General features: G+C 56.0%; 13 protein-coding genes. 10 read left to right on the forward strand and 3 right to left on the reverse strand.

The genetic code is table 11. The annotated features are described in order from the left end of the window. Positions 1-35: 35 nt before the first annotated feature. The 7 genes from CLU91_RS11900 to CLU91_RS11930 all read left to right on the forward strand — a co-directional run bounded on the left by CLU91_RS11900 (position 36) and on the right by CLU91_RS11930 (position 7,952). Positions 36-890 carry a dTDP-4-dehydrorhamnose reductase family protein gene (locus CLU91_RS11900; RefSeq protein WP_100874326.1) on the forward strand — a complete coding sequence of 285 codons (855 nt, stop codon included), beginning with the start codon at positions 36-38 and terminating at the stop codon, positions 888-890. A 13-nt stretch (positions 891-903) separates the two neighbouring features. Beyond that, positions 904-1,914 carry a polysaccharide biosynthesis protein gene (locus CLU91_RS11905; RefSeq protein ID WP_100874327.1) on the forward strand — a complete coding sequence of 337 codons (1,011 nt, stop codon included), beginning with the start codon at positions 904-906 and terminating at the stop codon, positions 1,912-1,914. Beyond that, positions 1,907-3,031 carry a non-hydrolyzing UDP-N-acetylglucosamine 2-epimerase gene (gene wecB / locus CLU91_RS11910; RefSeq protein WP_100874328.1) on the forward strand — a complete coding sequence of 375 codons (1,125 nt, stop codon included), beginning with the start codon at positions 1,907-1,909 and terminating at the stop codon, positions 3,029-3,031. Before CLU91_RS11905 ends, wecB begins: the two co-directional genes overlap by 8 nt. 49 nt (positions 3,032-3,080) lie before the next feature. Next, positions 3,081-4,016, forward strand: coding sequence for a UDP-glucose 4-epimerase family protein (locus tag CLU91_RS11915; protein ID WP_100874329.1), 936 nt, complete (start codon positions 3,081-3,083; stop codon positions 4,014-4,016). 29 nt (positions 4,017-4,045) lie between these two features. Beyond that, positions 4,046-4,606 carry a sugar transferase gene (locus tag CLU91_RS11920; RefSeq protein ID WP_100874330.1) on the forward strand — a complete coding sequence of 187 codons (561 nt, stop codon included), beginning with the start codon at positions 4,046-4,048 and terminating at the stop codon, positions 4,604-4,606. 94 nt (positions 4,607-4,700) lie between these two features. Then, positions 4,701-6,608 (forward strand): polysaccharide biosynthesis protein, encoded by a 1,908-nt coding sequence (locus tag CLU91_RS11925; RefSeq protein ID WP_100874331.1) that lies wholly within the window; start codon positions 4,701-4,703, stop codon positions 6,606-6,608. A gap of 102 nt (positions 6,609-6,710) precedes the next feature. Further along, positions 6,711-7,952, forward strand: a complete 1,242-nt coding sequence (locus CLU91_RS11930) for a lipopolysaccharide biosynthesis protein (RefSeq protein WP_100874332.1) — start codon at positions 6,711-6,713, stop codon at positions 7,950-7,952. Between the two features lie 238 nt (positions 7,953-8,190). Here CLU91_RS11930 and CLU91_RS11935 read toward each other — a convergent pair whose 3' ends face one another. After that, complete coding sequence (locus CLU91_RS11935; RefSeq protein ID WP_100874333.1) at positions 8,191-9,744, reverse strand: DEAD/DEAH box helicase; 1,554 nt, start codon at positions 9,742-9,744, stop codon at positions 8,191-8,193. 352 nt (positions 9,745-10,096) lie between these two features. Between CLU91_RS11935 and CLU91_RS11940 the strand changes: the two genes are divergently transcribed. Continuing rightward, positions 10,097-10,315 carry an oxidoreductase-like domain-containing protein gene (locus tag CLU91_RS11940; protein ID WP_100874334.1) on the forward strand — a complete coding sequence of 73 codons (219 nt, stop codon included), beginning with the start codon at positions 10,097-10,099 and terminating at the stop codon, positions 10,313-10,315. An 8-nt stretch (positions 10,316-10,323) separates the two neighbouring features. On the opposite strand, the gene CLU91_RS11945 is transcribed toward CLU91_RS11940, so the two are convergent. After that, positions 10,324-12,003 (reverse strand): methyl-accepting chemotaxis protein, encoded by a 1,680-nt coding sequence (locus CLU91_RS11945; protein ID WP_100874335.1) that lies wholly within the window; start codon positions 12,001-12,003, stop codon positions 10,324-10,326. Between the two features lie 544 nt (positions 12,004-12,547). On the opposite strand from CLU91_RS11945, the gene CLU91_RS11950 reads away from it, so the two are divergent. Then, the gene (locus CLU91_RS11950) at positions 12,548-13,267 is read left to right on the forward strand and encodes a Crp/Fnr family transcriptional regulator (protein ID WP_100876700.1); all 720 of its coding nucleotides are present in this window, start codon (positions 12,548-12,550) and stop codon (positions 13,265-13,267) included. A gap of 260 nt (positions 13,268-13,527) precedes the next feature. Next, positions 13,528-14,031, forward strand: a complete 504-nt coding sequence (locus CLU91_RS11955; protein WP_232730718.1) for a DUF4265 domain-containing protein — start codon at positions 13,528-13,530, stop codon at positions 14,029-14,031. Between the two features lie 235 nt (positions 14,032-14,266). Here CLU91_RS11955 and CLU91_RS11960 read toward each other — a convergent pair whose 3' ends face one another. Beyond that, positions 14,267-14,992: a pyridoxine 5'-phosphate synthase gene (locus CLU91_RS11960; RefSeq protein WP_100874337.1), complete on the reverse strand. Its 726-nt coding sequence runs from the start codon at positions 14,990-14,992 to the stop codon at positions 14,267-14,269. Positions 14,993-14,994: the final 2 nt, after the last annotated feature.

The raw sequence follows: 14,994 nt of genomic DNA on the forward strand, positions 1-14,994 counted from the left end.
TTCAAATAAACAAATTGAGAGTAAAGGGATAACTTATGAAAGTTTTGGTGCTTGGAGTGTCAGGAATGCTGGGCAATACCGTATTGCGCTATTTTTCCGACGACAGCCGTTACCAGGTTTTTGGCTCGGCACGTAGCGCTTCCGTACGGAATGCCTTCCCGCCGGCTCTGGCTGAACGTATTGTAGTTGGCACGGATGTGGACAACGCCGACTCACTGGCCTTGTTGTTTGCCAAGGTGCAGCCCGATGTCGTGATCAATTGCATCGGTTTGGTCAAACAATTGGCCGAATCCAACGATCCGTTGCAGGCCATCCCCATCAATTCCCTGTTGCCACACCGCCTCGCCCGCCTGTGCGCCATTGCCGGTGCGCGCTTGGTGCATGTCAGTACTGATTGCGTCTTCGCCGGTACGCGTGGCGGTTACACCGAGACCGACGCTTCAGATGCAACCGATCTGTATGGACGCTCCAAGTATCTCGGCGAGGTCAATTACGAACACTGCATCACGCTGCGCACCTCGATCATTGGCCACGAATTAAACAGCGCCAATGGATTGGTCGGCTGGTTCCTGACTCAACAAGGATCGGTCAAAGGCTACACGCAAGCGATTTTCTCAGGCTTGCCCACCGTCGAACTGGCCCATGTCATCCGCGATATCGTGTTGCCGCAACCACAGTTACATGGTTTGTATCACGTTGCTTCGCAGCCGATTAATAAATTCGATCTGCTCACACTGGTCAAGAAAAAGTATAAAAAAGATATTGCAATCGTTGCCGACGAAAAGCTGAAGATCGATCGGTCGCTGAATGCAGATCGCTTCTGTAAGGCAACAGGTTATATTGCTCCGGCATGGCCTGAGCTGGTTGAAAAAATGGCTAATTTTAAGTAAGAAGGAAAACAAAATGTTTGCAAATAAAGTCTTGATGATCACCGGCGGCACTGGCTCGTTCGGCAACGCAGTCCTGAAACGCTTTCTGTCGACCGACGTGTCTGAGATCCGTATTTTCAGCCGCGATGAAAAAAAACAAGAAGACATGCGCATCGCGCTAAACAATCCGAAACTGAAGTTTTACATTGGCGATGTGCGCAATCCCGAAAGCTTGAATGAGGCAATGAAAGGCGTCGATTACCTGTTTCACGCGGCAGCGCTAAAACAGGTTCCATCGTGCGAGTTCTACCCGATGGAAGCGGTGCGCACAAATGTATTGGGTACCGAGAATGTGCTCAATTCAGCAGTCGCCAACAATGTATCGCGCGTAGTCGTGCTGAGTACCGACAAGGCCGTGTATCCGATAAATGCCATGGGGATTTCCAAGGCACTGATGGAAAAATTGATGGTTGCCAAGGCACGCGTGCGCAGTGTTGGCGAGACGGTCATCTGCGCCACCCGTTACGGTAACGTGATGGCTTCGCGCGGTTCGGTCATTCCACTGTTTATCAATCAATTGAAAGACGGCAAAGCGATCACGATCACCGACCCCAACATGACGCGTTTCCTGATGTCGCTTGATGATTCGGTCGATCTCGTTTTGCATGCCTTCGAACACGGAGAACAAGGCGATATTTTCATTCAGAAAGCCCCCGCATCGACGGTAGGCGACCTGGCGATCGCGCTGAAGGAACTGTTTACAAAGGATAATGAAATTCGCGTAATTGGTACCCGCCATGGCGAAAAATTGTACGAGTCTCTGGTTTCGCGCGAAGAAATGGCAAAAGCCGAAGATATGGGCCGATACTATCGCGTCCCTGCAGATAATCGTGACTTGAACTATGACAAATATTTTGTCGAAGGTGAAACCAAGATCTCGGAAATCGACGACTATACCTCGCACAATACCGAACGCCTGACGGTTGCACAAGTAAAAGAGATTCTGCTGACGCTGGACTTTGTGAAAGAACAACTCGATGCGTAAAATTATGACGATCGTAGGCACGCGGCCGGAATTAATCAAAATGAGCCGCGTGATTGCTGAACTGGAAAAACATACCCAGCATATTCTTGTGCATACCGGCCAGAATTATGACTACGAATTGAACCAAGTTTTTTTTGATGACTTGGAAATCCGCAAGCCGGATTACTTCCTTGACGCTGCGGGTAGCACCGCAGCCGAAACCATTGCCCAGGTACTGGTAAAGGCCGATGCCGTGTTTGAAAAGGAAAAGCCGGATGCCCTGATGCTGTATGGCGATACTAATTCATGCCTGGCGATCATTGCCGCCAAACGTCGGAAAATTCCGGTCTTTCATATGGAAGCCGGGAATCGCTGTTTTGACCAGCGCGTCCCTGAAGAATTGAATCGTAAAGTATTAGATCATTTGTCCGACATTAACATGGTATTGACGGAGCATGCGCGCCGTTATCTGGTCGCGGAAGGCATTCGTCCAGAAACCATTATCAAGACAGGTTCGCATATGCGTGAAGTGCTTGATTTTTACATGCCAAAGATTGAACGCTCGGATGTCCTGACGCGTCAAAATCTGCAGGAAGGTAAATTCTTCCTGATCAGCGCGCATCGTGAAGAAAATGTCGACTCGCCGGAAGCGCTGCGTGATCTGCTGGCCACACTTGAGGCATTGGCTGAAAAATATGATTACCCGGTACTGTTCTCAACCCATCCTCGCACCATGAAGCGCTTGCAAGAGATTGGCATCGATAACCTGGATAAACGTATTATTTTCTCCAAACCTTTCGGTTTTGTCGACTATATTAAATTGCAAATGGCAGCTTTTTGCGTATTGTCCGATAGTGGAACGATTACGGAAGAAACCTCGCTACTGAATTTGTCGGCAATTACAATCCGCAATACGCATGAACGACCAGAAGGAATGGATGTCGGCACCTTGATTATGTCTGGATTAAAATCCGAACGTGTACTTGAAGCCGTCGAAATTATTACCAGTCAATACAACCGCAATACCCCGGCCGTATTGCCAGTAGCTGATTATGAAAATCCGTTCGTCTCGAAGCAAGTTTTGCGTGTAGTCAGCAGTTATATTGACTATATTAATACCAACGTCTGGTCGAAATAATTTCAACCAACGAAATGACTGGCACCAGCAATGAAAAATCGTTTTTAAGATGACAAAGATTCTCGTAACTGGAGCGAATGGTTTTGTCGGCAGCGCGCTATGTGCCACGCTGGCAGAGCGCGGTATCGCCTACACGGCAACGGTGCGCAAGGATGCCCGCGCTATTCAGGCCATTGCCGTAGGCGAGTTGGACGCGAGCACCGACTGGTCGGCTGCGCTGGCTGGCTGCACTTGCGTGGTACATCTCGCCGCCCGCGTCCATATCATGCATGACGTTTCCAGCGATCCCTTGGCGGAATTTCGACGAGTTAATGTCGATGCCACCATAAACCTGGCCAGACAGGCATTGAATGCCGGGGTCAAGCGGTTCGTCTTCGTTAGCAGTGTAAAAGTCAATGGTGAAGAAACCACTGACAAGCCTTTCACCGCCTTCGATTCCCCAGCACCTTGCGACCCATATGGCCACTCCAAGCTGGAAGCGGAAGTGGCTCTGCAGGCATTGGCTCGGGAGTCCGGGCTGGAATTGGTGATTGTGCGCCCCCCCCTTGTCTACGGACCAGGCGTCCGCGCGAATTTTCACAGCCTGATGAAACTGGTCAGACTGGGATTGCCTTTACCTCTGGGAGCCATAAACAATCGACGCAGTATGGTCGCGCTAGATAATCTAGTCGATTTACTGATTCTATGTTGCAGCCACTCTGCCGCTTCCGGGCAGGTATTTATGGTTTCAGACAATGAAGATGTAGGCATTACGGAGTTGCTGCGCAGGCTTGCCTGCGCCATGCGACAGCGCAGCTTGCTGTTGCCTATGCCAGCGGCATGGTTGGCCGCAGGCGCTCGCCTGATAGGGAAATCGGCTGCCGCCGACAGGCTGCTGGGCTCTCTTCAGGTCGACGTCAGACATACCATGCAGACACTTTCCTGGAAGCCGGTGTCAACCATGCAGGCAGCGCTCGAAAAAACTGTTGCGCCATTTCGCCGTTAATGTATCAATGAATTTTTAATCGACATTGAATGAAAAAAATATTTGATTTTTTATTGGCGCTTCTTGCCCTTTGTATTTTGCTGGTACCAATCACCATTGTCGCCTTGCTGGTCAAGATGACATCAACCGGGCCAATAGTTTACTGGTCGGATCGCGTCGGTCGCAACAATCGCATCTTTCGCATGCCTAAGTTTCGCACCATGTTGGTTGGCACACCTGCCGTAGCGACACATTTATTGTCAGATCCAAGGCGTTACCTGACGCCGATCGGTTCATTTTTGCGCAAATCGAGTCTTGATGAGTTACCACAATTGTGGAGCATCCTGTGCGGCGACATGAGTTTTGTCGGTCCGCGACCGGCGCTCTTTAATCAACAGGATCTGATCGCGTTACGCACACAATATGGAGTCGATCAGATCTTGCCGGGACTGACCGGATGGGCTCAAATCAACGGCCGGGATGAACTGCCGATTCCGGAGAAGGTCAAGCTTGACGTGGAATATCTTCAGCGGAGCTCCTTGGCATTCGATATTGAAATTATAATATTAACTTTTATTAAAGTCATTCGCAAAGATAATGTAACACATTGATTCTAAAAAACTCTTGCCTACCTACGGAGAGTAATATGGCAAATTTTAATTCCGTATCGCGTTGCTAGGGATGACAATTATATGAAGCATACAAATGAAATCCTTTCTTGATCTTTCGCGTTTCCATAAGCAAATCATAGCGGCATCAGCAGATTTTTTGATGTTGCCGCTAATTTTTTCTACCGCTATCCTCCTTCGTTACGATGTCGTGGATATGGTGATATTAAAGCAATATTATTGGCTAATTCTATTGGTACCGGTCGTTTCCTTGCCCGTGTTCGTGCGACTAGGCTTATATCGCGCCGTCATCCGCTTCATCGATCAAAAGATTGTCTACGTGGTAATCCTCGGCGTGTCGATCTCCGTTGCACTACTCGTGGCTTCCGCTGCCATCCTCACACATATGAGCGGCCTCTCACGAGGCGTCTTTGGCATCTACTGGGTCAGTGCCATCATGTATATGGTGGCAAGTCGCTTCGTCGCGCGCGGCTTCTTGTTGCATGCCAATGCAGAACGGGCCCCGGTACGCGTGGCCATCTATGGCGGAGGCAAGGCTGGTACCCAGCTGGCCACCGCATTACGGGCAGGCCACGACTATCTGCCTGTGGCTTTTATCGACGACAAAAAAGAGATGGAAGGTGCGACCATCGCGGGTATCAAAGTCTATCCAGCCAGCGAACTGGATGCCTTGATCGCCAAAATGGATTTCTCAGAGGTGTTGCTGGCCATGCCTTCGCTTGCCAAAGGCCAGCAAAAACTCATCTTGGAAAAATTGGCCGTCCATAAAGTCAAAATCAAGGTGACACCGCCAATCGGCAGCCTCGTGAGTGGCGAATTGCGCGCACAGGACGTGCGCGACATCGAAATCGAGGATTTGCTAGGACGCGATCAGGTAACGCCAAACCGCCACCTTCTGGCCAGCTGTATTACTGGCAAATCGGTCATGGTCACGGGGGCCGGCGGCTCCATCGGTTCGGAACTATGCCGCCAGATCATCCGCCTGCAGCCGAGTCACTTAATCCTGCTGGACATGACAGAATTTGCCTTGTATTCGATCAAGCAAGAGCTGCGATCACTCATGTCAGCGCACGATCTGCACATTGAATTGATGCCCTTTCTCGGCTCCGTGCTCGATACAGAGAAATGCACCCGCGTCATGCGTACGTTTGCCGTCGAAACGGTCTACCACGCCGCAGCCTATAAGCATGTGCCACTGGTTGAACATAACCCCATTGAAGGCGTCAATAACAATGTCTTTGGTACGTTAAGCCTTGCCAAGGCAGCGATGGCAGCCGGCGTCGGTTGCTTTGTTCTCATTTCAACGGACAAGGCCGTGCGTCCCACCAATGTCATGGGCGCAACCAAACGCCTGGCGGAATTGATTTTGCAAGGTTTTGCGCGCAAACAAACGAAAACCCGCTTTTGCATGGTGCGCTTTGGCAACGTACTGGGCTCATCCGGCTCGGTCGTGCCACTCTTCCGCAAACAAATCATGGCGGGTGGCCCCATTACCCTGACGCATCCCGAAATCACACGTTATTTCATGACCATTCCTGAGGCGGCGCAATTGGTGCTACAGGCTGGCGCAATGGGGGAAGGTGGAGACGTCTTCGTACTTGACATGGGTGAGCCCGTGAAGATTCTGGATCTGGCCGAACGCATGGTGCATCTGAGCGGCCTGGAAGTAAAGAGCAAGTCGGCCCCGGACGGCATCGAAATCGTCCATGTCGGCCTGCGGCCCGGCGAGAAGCTATACGAAGAACTACTCATCGGCGACAATGTCGAAGGCACCGAGCACCCGCTGATCATGCGCGCACAGGAATCTGAAATACCGCACGCCGAATTGCAGCTACTGCTACGCGAACTCGACGATGCTTGCCAGCGTTTCTCATATGAAGATGTGCGCATGGTACTACTGAAGGCGGTGAAGGAATATGCGCCACAATGCGGCATTGAAGATTTGATCTGGTCCGAAAGGAACAAGGCGCTGGTACAGCCCTGAGGACGCAGGAAGCCCGGACGAGATGCTCGACTGCCAGCCAAAAAGTGGCGGCATCCTCTCCTCTTTGCATATTATTCATCCACACATAATTTGAGAAATCACATGAAAAAGCAGGAAGACCTTCCCCAGCAAGACACAGAGCAAAACGAAAATCTGGGTTCCTTGACCGATCTTATGAGCATACTGTGGCACACGCGCCGCATGATCATTGGAATCACCGTGACCTGTATCGCACTGGGGTTGGGTAGCACACTGTATTTAGCCAAGTACAAGAGTGAGGGGTTTCTGCAATTTGGTGGCGCCATTCCCTTGCCGGCAGAAAAAACAGCGAAAACAAAAGACCTTAAAGAACCCCCTGCCGGCATTCAGCTCAGTGACTACAAGCGCTACTCAGCAGCATTTGGCAGTCGCGGCCGCTTCGATGACTTTGTGCATGCAGCCAAACTCGACAATACTCCCGGCATCGCTGGTCTGCGCAAGAACATCACCAGCGAAAAAAACTTGAATGCCATCGTCGTGCCAATTTTCCCGTTCACCAAACTCGATGCCAAGGACTTGATGGAGCAACCCAAGGAAAGCAGCAATAATGTGATCGGTTTGCGCATCAACTACGAGGCCCAGACCCCGGAAGAGGCGCAACGCATCGTCGCCCTGCTGGGCCGTTACACCATGGACACGATTGTTTACCTGATCTATACGGATTCGCTGCGCTTCAAGCATCTGGAAATTACCGCAAAAATCACCAAACTTGATAATGACATCATTGGCAGCAAGCAAAAACTGGCGGAATATAGCAGGCGCATCAACGATCTCAAACAGATCGTCGCCCGCTACCCGAAGACCGACGTGCAAAACACATCGCAAGTCGTCACCGTGACGGATGAAAACTCGCGCTACCTATCGCCAGTGACGCAACTGATGACTGCCGAGGTCGAAGCCAGTACGGCGCAAGAAGTCATCTACCAAGCGAAGCGGGAACAGCAACAATATCTGTTGTTACGTGATTACTACGATATCGCCAAAGCGACACTCGACGCCAACAAGTCAGGCGAGGCGGTGCTACGCGCACTGGAAGCCAGCAAGGAACATGCATTCAAAACCAAAGACTTGAATGACGAACTGGTCAAAGAGGTGTACAACAAAGTTACAGTCGACAATCAAAACTCTATCAATCTGTATCTGGAACAAAGCCGCTTCATCGCCGGCCCGAGTTTGCCCGAAAATCGTACCACCCGCCTATCCACAGCCCTCATGGCGAGCGCCTTGCTTGGACTCTTCCTCGGCTGCATGATTGCACTGGGGCGGCAATGGTGGTTGGCGAACCGCGAGCAGTTGGCTGACTAGGAATGTAATATCGGCAGCATGGTATTCATCTGCCGCTAAATTTCCCAGTCCTGCCTGCCGGACTGGCAAACAGGTACCATCGATCACTGCTTGATGTTGAAAGCCGATGGTGCAATGCTCCCTCCCGCCAATCTGCACCATTCGGTGCGCGCCAAAATGTAAAACGCGCCATCGCATCGGCATGAAAATGCCTGGTGCGATGGCGCGCGAGAGCAGACGTTGGATTAGACAGTAACTCTTATTGCTTCAACAACCCACCCAACAACGCCGCCACCTTCTGCTTCGGCTTGGCCGCGACTGGCGCCATGCTGGCGGCAGCGGGAGCGGCTGCCTTGGCCGGTTCATACGGCTTCAGGAACCAGGGATCGGCCTTTTCGCGGCGGGCGCCGGGACCAAAGGCAGGACGCGCACCGCGCTCGGCGGAGCGACTGTCGCGGCTGCTGTCGCCAGCATGGCGGCTCTCGGGCGCGGGTGCGCGCGCGGGGCGCGCCTCGCTACCTTCGGTGCGGCGCGGCGGACGGCGCTCGCTGTCGCTGCTGCTGCGGGCAGGAGCCGGATTGAAACCCGTCAATTCACCGCGCTTGATGCTTTGCTTGATGAGTTTTTCGATGTCCGTCAGCAGGCGCTCATCCTTGTCCGAATAGATCGAAATGGCGTCGCCCGATGCGCCGGCGCGGCCAGTACGGCCGATGCGGTGCACATAGTCTTCCGCGTTGTACGGCAAATCGAAGTTGATCACGCAAGGCAAGTCGGAAATATCCAGGCCGCGCGCCGCCACGTCGGTCGCGACCAGCACGTCGATCTCGCCCTTCTTGAACGCTTCCAGCGCCGCCATGCGCTCTTGCTGGCTCTTGTCGCCATGAATCGCCGTGGCGCTCATGCCTTCCTGCTCCAGCACGCGGGCCAGGCGCGAGGCGCCGATCTTGGTGTTCGAGAAGACGATGACCTGTTTCAGGTCGCGCTGGCGCAGCAGATGGGCGACCAGGGCATGCTTCTGGTCTTCCGTCACCTTGTAGACCACTTGCGTGACCTTGTCGGCCGTCTGATTGCTGCGCGCCACTTCGATCGTCAGCGGATCGTTGAGGAAGGTGGCGGCCAGCTTCTTGATTTCTGGCGAGAACGTGGCCGAGAACATCAGGTTCTGGCGCTGCTTCGGCAGCAAGTTGATGATGCGCTGCAAGTCCGGCAGGAAGCCCATGTCCAGCATGCGGTCGGCTTCATCCATGACCAGCATCTGCACCTGGCTCAGGCTGATGTTCTTTTGCTCGATATGGTCGAGCAAACGGCCCGGCGTGGCGATGACAATTTCCACGCCGCCGCGCAAGATGACCGTTTGCGGCTTCATGTCCATGCCGCCGAAAACGACCGTCGAACGCAGCGGCGTGTGCTTGGCGTAGGCCTTGACGTTTTCTGCCACCTGCACCGCCAGTTCGCGGGTCGGGGTGAGGATCAGCGCGCGTACCGGGTGGCGCGCGGGCGACATGCTGCTGCTGGCATGCGCCATCAGCAACTGGATGATCGGCAAGGAAAAACCGGCGGTCTTGCCGGTGCCCGTTTGCGCGGCGCCCATCACATCGCGCCCTTGCAGCACCACGGGAATGGCTTGCTCCTGGATCGGTGTCGGACGGGTGTAACCCTGATCGGTCAGTGCGCGCTGGATTTCAGGCGCGAGGCCAAAGTCGGCGAAAGTCAGGGTGGGGGCAGCGGATGCTGCAGGTGCAGGTGCAGCGGCGGGCGCCGCTTCAGGGGCAATCGCCGGGCTGGGCGTAGGAGTCGATTCGGTTTCAGACATAAATTTTCTGGTGTGCCTCCGCACTGCGGAAGCCATGCTTTCTCAATAAACAACATTTCTGGGCACAGGCAGCTCCGTCTTGCAAGCCATGGATCATCGTTCTTGCGGCACCTCCGTGCTCCGGGACATGCTGTATGGCGTATGCGGGAGCGTCGAAGAGATGTGCTGCGATGGCGGCGGAGATCGCGCCGGCGGAACATCGCGCGCAGAAGATACAATATCAGTGCTGTAAACGATACCCTAATTCACCGCAACTGTACACGGAAACCGTGATTTTTGAGCAAAAAGCGTTCCAGCAATGGCACGCCGGAATGCCGTATGATGCCAACTCCGCCGTCGCCCTGCCCTCACCATGCCCACCCCGCCTTTCCTCCACGATCCGCAACCGCAAGCGCCCAGCAAGCCGGGCAATGACGAGTGTTGCCACAGCGGTTGCACCTTTTGCGTGCTGGAAATGTACCAGGAAGACCTGGCCGCCTACGAAGAGGCCCTGAGGGCGTGGCAGCAGCGCCAGCAAGCCGCTGCCGCCCCCGCCACCCCAGGCATCAAGAAACCGCGCAAGCGCGCTTAATTTCTTAATTAAAAGCTTTCCCACTCATCCACTGGCGCCGTGCGACGCGCCGTGCTGGCCAACTGACGCGACACCGGTGCGGGCGCGACGACTGCCTGCGCCTTGGCTGGCGCGCGCGGCCGGCTCACGGCGGTGCTGGCCACATCGAGCTTGAAGATGCTGACCACTTCGCTCAGGCTGGCGGCCTGCTCCTGCATCGATTCAGCCGCCGCGGCCGCCTCTTCCACCAGGGCCGCATTTTGCTGCGTCACCTGGTCCATCTGGGCGATCGCCTGGTTGACTTGCTCGATACCGGCGCTCTGCTCGCTGCTGGCAGCCGTGATCTCGCTCATGATGTCCGTCACGCGGGTGATGCTGGCAACGATGTCATCCATCGTGCGGCCCGCCTGATCCACGAGTTTCGATCCCGCCTCGACTTTCTCGACCGAATCGCCGATCAGGACCTTGATATCCTTGGCCGCCGCAGCCGAGCGTTGCGCCAGGTTGCGCACTTCCGTGGCCACGACGGCAAAGCCGCGCCCCTGTTCGCCTGCACGCGCCGCCTCGACGGCCGCATTCAGGGCCAGGATATTGGTCTGGAAGGCAATGCCGTCGATGACGGCGATGATGTCGACGATCTTGCGCGACGAGGCATTGATCGACGCCATCGTGCCCACCACTTCGCCGACCACCTTGCCGCCCTCGATGGCGATGCTCGACGAGGTCAGCGCCATGGTGTTGGCCTGGCGCGCATTGTCCGCATTCTGCTTCACAGTCGACGTCAGCTCTTCCATTGACGAGGCCGTTTCTTCCAGCGAACTGGCCTGCTCTTCCGTGCGCGACGACAAATCCTGGTTGCCGGCCGCGATCTGGCTCGACGCCGTGGCGATGGTATCGGTGCCGCTGCGCACCTGGCCCACCAGCGTCTGCAGGCTGGCGTTCATGTCTTTCAGGGCCTGCATCAATTGCCCCGTTTCGTCTTGCGATTGCACAACAATATGCGCCGTCAAGTCGCCAGCCGCCACCTGGCGCGCCACGCCGACGGCCGCGATCAGCGGACGCGCCACGCTGCGCGCCACCCACAGCGCCAGCAGCATGCCGATGACGACGATGCCCACCACCAGGCCGATCAGGCTGGCGCGCGAGGCCGCATACGTTGCGTCGGCGCTGGCGCTCGAACGCACGCCGCCATCCGTATTAATCGACACCAGTTTATCCAAGGCCGCCATCATCTCCGTCATGACCTTGGCCGACGGCCCCACGGCCAGCGCGCGTGCCTCTTCCTTTTTCATCTCGCGCGACAAGCTCAGCATGGTTGCATGCAGGCGCATGAATTCATCGTTGAGCGCCAGGAAGCGCTCGAACACTTCCTTCTCGCCCGCCGCGGAAATCAGGCTGCGGTACTTGTCGGCATCGGCCTTCAACTTGGCCTGGGTTTCCGTCATGCGCGTTTCGTTCTGCGCCATATCGGCATCCTGCGCGGCCAGCATGTGCGCCAGCTCCCAGCGGCGGAAATCGCTGACATCGCTGCGTATGTTCATGGCCGTCAGCACGCTGGGCATCCAGTTCTCAGACAGGTCGGTCGACGCGGCATTGATGCGCGCCATGGAAAAGATCGCCGACACGCCCAGCGCGGCCGTCAACAGCAGCACGGCGCCAAACGACAAGATCAGCTTGGTGGCAATTTTCAGATCAAAAAACCATTTCATGCGTTGCGTTCCTTCATTAGACGGGTAAACAGGACAAGACAGCCGCGCGCTGGCAAATGCACGGCGCGGGCAGTGAGGGCAGGTTGCAGCGGAAGTGAGCAGTGATGGAGAGCAAGAGTAGCGGCTCATCCCGACACACAAATCAAATTTCCGCAGTGCAACATTTTATCACCGTCGTACGCCATCGCAGAGTGGATTGATCATGGCATGCAGCAAAAGTTCACGGGGAGTTGGCAGAGGAGTCTATTTTTTGCCGTTTGTTTCCAGAGGGAAAAAATGCAGGATCAGGCGTAGGAGTCGGATGACACGAGGCAATGTTCCTAGCCTACATAAGCACGTCGGCTCATCCGATGCCCGTCCGCTGCCCCTGGTCCTATAGTGGATACAAGATTCAGCACAACGCTAGCAAGCCATAAAAGCAGCGCCATCCAACAAAATCAGAACACGAGGCCCTACCATGTACAAAGCTTATAGCAACCTGACCCCAGCCACACATACCCACGCCGCCGCCCAGCACAACTGGCAAGGCGCGCCGGCAACGCCCATGATCAGCATCACGGGCGCGCAACAGAACGAATTGCTGCGCGCCTTGTCGCGCGCCGATCTGGAGCGCCTGTTTTGCCAACTGGAACTGGTCGCTTTGCCTGCCGGCAAGCACCTGTTCGATTGCGGCGGCAAGATTGAATACACGTACTTCCCCACCAACGCCATCGTTTCCCTGCTGTATGTGATGGAAGACGGCGCCACCACCGAGATCGCCGTCATCGGCCGCGAAGGCGTGGCCGGCGTGGTGCTGTACGAAGCCGAGCGCGCCACCTGCACGGCCATCGTGCAAACGGCCGGCTACGGCTATCGCCTGAAAACAGCCTTCCTGCGCGAAGTGTTCAATGAAGGCGGCGCGCTGGCGCAATTGCTGATGCGCTACACCAGCGCCATGTTTGCGCAAATGGCACAGAACGTGGTGGGCGGCCGCCATTGCAGCATCGAACAAAAGCTGTGCCGCTGGCTGCTCGACCGCCTCGACCGTTCGCTGTCGAACGAGCTGAAGGTGACGCAAGACACCATGGCCAACATGCTGGGCGTGCGCCGCGAAAGCGTCACCGTCACGGCCCGCAAGTTGCAGGACGAAGGCTTGATTCAATACCGCCGCGGCACCGTCGAAGTGCTCGACCGCGAAGGCCTGGAAGCAGCTGCCGGCAATTGCTACCAGGCAGCGCGCGCCGGTTTCGAACAGTTCCGCAGCGGCATCAGCGCACACAATTAAGTAATCAGCGGCAAGTCATCCGCGCAAGCACGCTTCGGCGTGCTTTTTTCATTGCGGAGTATTGGCTCCCCTTCCAACCCACTTGTTCGCCCGTCACTTCGCAGCGCACGACGCCACATCAGCAGCCACCTGTCCGCGCCGCATTCTCCATTGCCGCTCCTCGTTTGCACCGTTGCCTAAGCCGCCAGCCGGTACGCACCCGGTACAATATTGCAATAAACCACAAGCTGGCACGCCCCGCAGCGCGGCGCGCAGGCACTATGAAAGAATCAATGGAAGACATCAATTGCGAAGGCTTGCCGCATATCCGCGTACTGGCAGGCGAAAACACCGACGGCCCCGTGTATGAAACCCTGCCCGCGCGCCAGATCGACGAGCACGTCTACGAACTGCTGGCCTCGCCCGGCCTGACCCTGAACCTGGCGCGCGGCGACATCGTCAACATCGCCGACCCGCTGGCCCCCGCCGAAGTCCTAAAGCGCGGCGGCAACTTCTGCATCCAGATCTATGCCGACGACGTGCCGCAAGCAGCAGTGGACCAGCTCGAACGCGACGTGCAAGAACAGCTGGGCGGCACCATGGACGGCCAGTACAAGGGCAACCTCACCTTCAGCGTGCCGGGTCACCACGGCATCTACAGCGTGAATGGCCCTTTCGACGCCTTCCGCGAAGCGACGGGCGTGGAATGGTACTTCGCCAACATCTACGCCAACCTCGATGACGACGATGACGAAACCTTGCTCAACTGGTGGGTGGATATGTAAAGTTCCTCGTGCGCCAGGCAGGATCATGACGCGCGTCAATGCGTCGTATTGCCCTGGCGCACATCAAGATACCTGCCCGCATCTTGCGTACGCTCTCTCTACCGTCAGCCACCGAGAGAAACGCCATGCCCTACATCGCGAGTGCCGCCGGGAGTCAAACAGTGCACCGCGGCTATTCAGCAGCGAACGAAAATGGTCAGCTTTCAGTGTAAATAGTGCGCTCGGCACAAGTCCCCTACGCTTGACATATCTCAAGGTAGTGGCCCAACACCTTATCCATGCCCATTTCCAGGCACTCGACCACCAGCGCATGGCCGATCGACACTTCCAGGATGCCGGGAATGTCCAGGAAGCGCGCCAGGTTGTGCAAATCAAGGTCGTGCCCCGCATTCACGCCCAAGCCCAGCGCCTGCGCCCGCCGCGCCGCCTGCAGATAGGTATCAAATACGGCATCGCCTTGCTCACTGCCATGGCTTTCCGCAAACCTTTCCGTGTACAGCTCGACCCGCGCCGCTCCCACCTCGCGCGCCCATTCCAGCGCCGGGTAATCGGCATCGACAAACAGGCTGACGCGGATGCCCAGGTCATTCAATTGCGCAATGACGGGACGCAACAGCGTTGCGTGCTGTTCAATGTCCCAGCCGTGATCGGACGTCAATTGCCCCGGCATGTCGGGCACCAGCGTGCATTGCGCGGGGCGCGCGCTTTTTACGACTTGCAGAAATTCCGCCGCCGGATAGCCCTCGACATTCAGCTCGCGCCCCCGCTCCGCGCACAGGCGCTGCAACGGGGCAACATCATCGTAGCGCGCATGGCGCTGATCCGGACGCGGGTGCAAGGTGATGCCGGCGGCGCCCAGGTCGAGAAAGCGCGCGGAAAACGCCAGCAGGTCGGGGAAGTTGCGGCCGCGCGAATTGCGCAGCAGGGCGATTTTATTGACGTTGACGGAGAGCTGGGTCATGA

The organism is Janthinobacterium sp. 64 (genome assembly GCF_002813325.1).
In the GTDB taxonomy this organism is placed as follows: Bacteria; Pseudomonadota; Gammaproteobacteria; order Burkholderiales; family Burkholderiaceae_D; genus Janthinobacterium.

Excerpts from the sequence above, each read along its gene's own strand:
- CLU91_RS11955 (WP_232730718.1), top strand. The coding sequence starts at position 13,528 with ATGAAAGAATCAATGGAAGACATCAATTGCGAAGGCTTGCCGCATATC.
- CLU91_RS11900 (WP_100874326.1), top strand. The coding sequence starts at position 36 with ATGAAAGTTTTGGTGCTTGGAGTGTCAGGAATGCTGGGCAATACCGTA.
- CLU91_RS11930 (WP_100874332.1), top strand. The coding sequence starts at position 6,711 with ATGAAAAAGCAGGAAGACCTTCCCCAGCAAGACACAGAGCAAAACGAA.
- CLU91_RS11905 (WP_100874327.1), top strand. The coding sequence starts at position 904 with ATGTTTGCAAATAAAGTCTTGATGATCACCGGCGGCACTGGCTCGTTC.
- CLU91_RS11915 (WP_100874329.1), top strand. The coding sequence starts at position 3,081 with ATGACAAAGATTCTCGTAACTGGAGCGAATGGTTTTGTCGGCAGCGCG.
- CLU91_RS11940 (WP_100874334.1), top strand. The coding sequence starts at position 10,097 with ATGCCCACCCCGCCTTTCCTCCACGATCCGCAACCGCAAGCGCCCAGC.
- CLU91_RS11960 (WP_100874337.1), bottom strand. The coding sequence starts at position 14,992 with ATGACCCAGCTCTCCGTCAACGTCAATAAAATCGCCCTGCTGCGCAAT.
- CLU91_RS11945 (WP_100874335.1), bottom strand. The coding sequence starts at position 12,003 with ATGAAATGGTTTTTTGATCTGAAAATTGCCACCAAGCTGATCTTGTCG.
- CLU91_RS11925 (WP_100874331.1), top strand. The coding sequence starts at position 4,701 with ATGAAATCCTTTCTTGATCTTTCGCGTTTCCATAAGCAAATCATAGCG.
- CLU91_RS11935 (WP_100874333.1), bottom strand. The coding sequence starts at position 9,744 with ATGTCTGAAACCGAATCGACTCCTACGCCCAGCCCGGCGATTGCCCCT.
- wecB (WP_100874328.1), top strand. The coding sequence starts at position 1,907 with ATGCGTAAAATTATGACGATCGTAGGCACGCGGCCGGAATTAATCAAA.
- CLU91_RS11950 (WP_100876700.1), top strand. The coding sequence starts at position 12,548 with ATGATCAGCATCACGGGCGCGCAACAGAACGAATTGCTGCGCGCCTTG.
- CLU91_RS11920 (WP_100874330.1), top strand. The coding sequence starts at position 4,046 with ATGAAAAAAATATTTGATTTTTTATTGGCGCTTCTTGCCCTTTGTATT.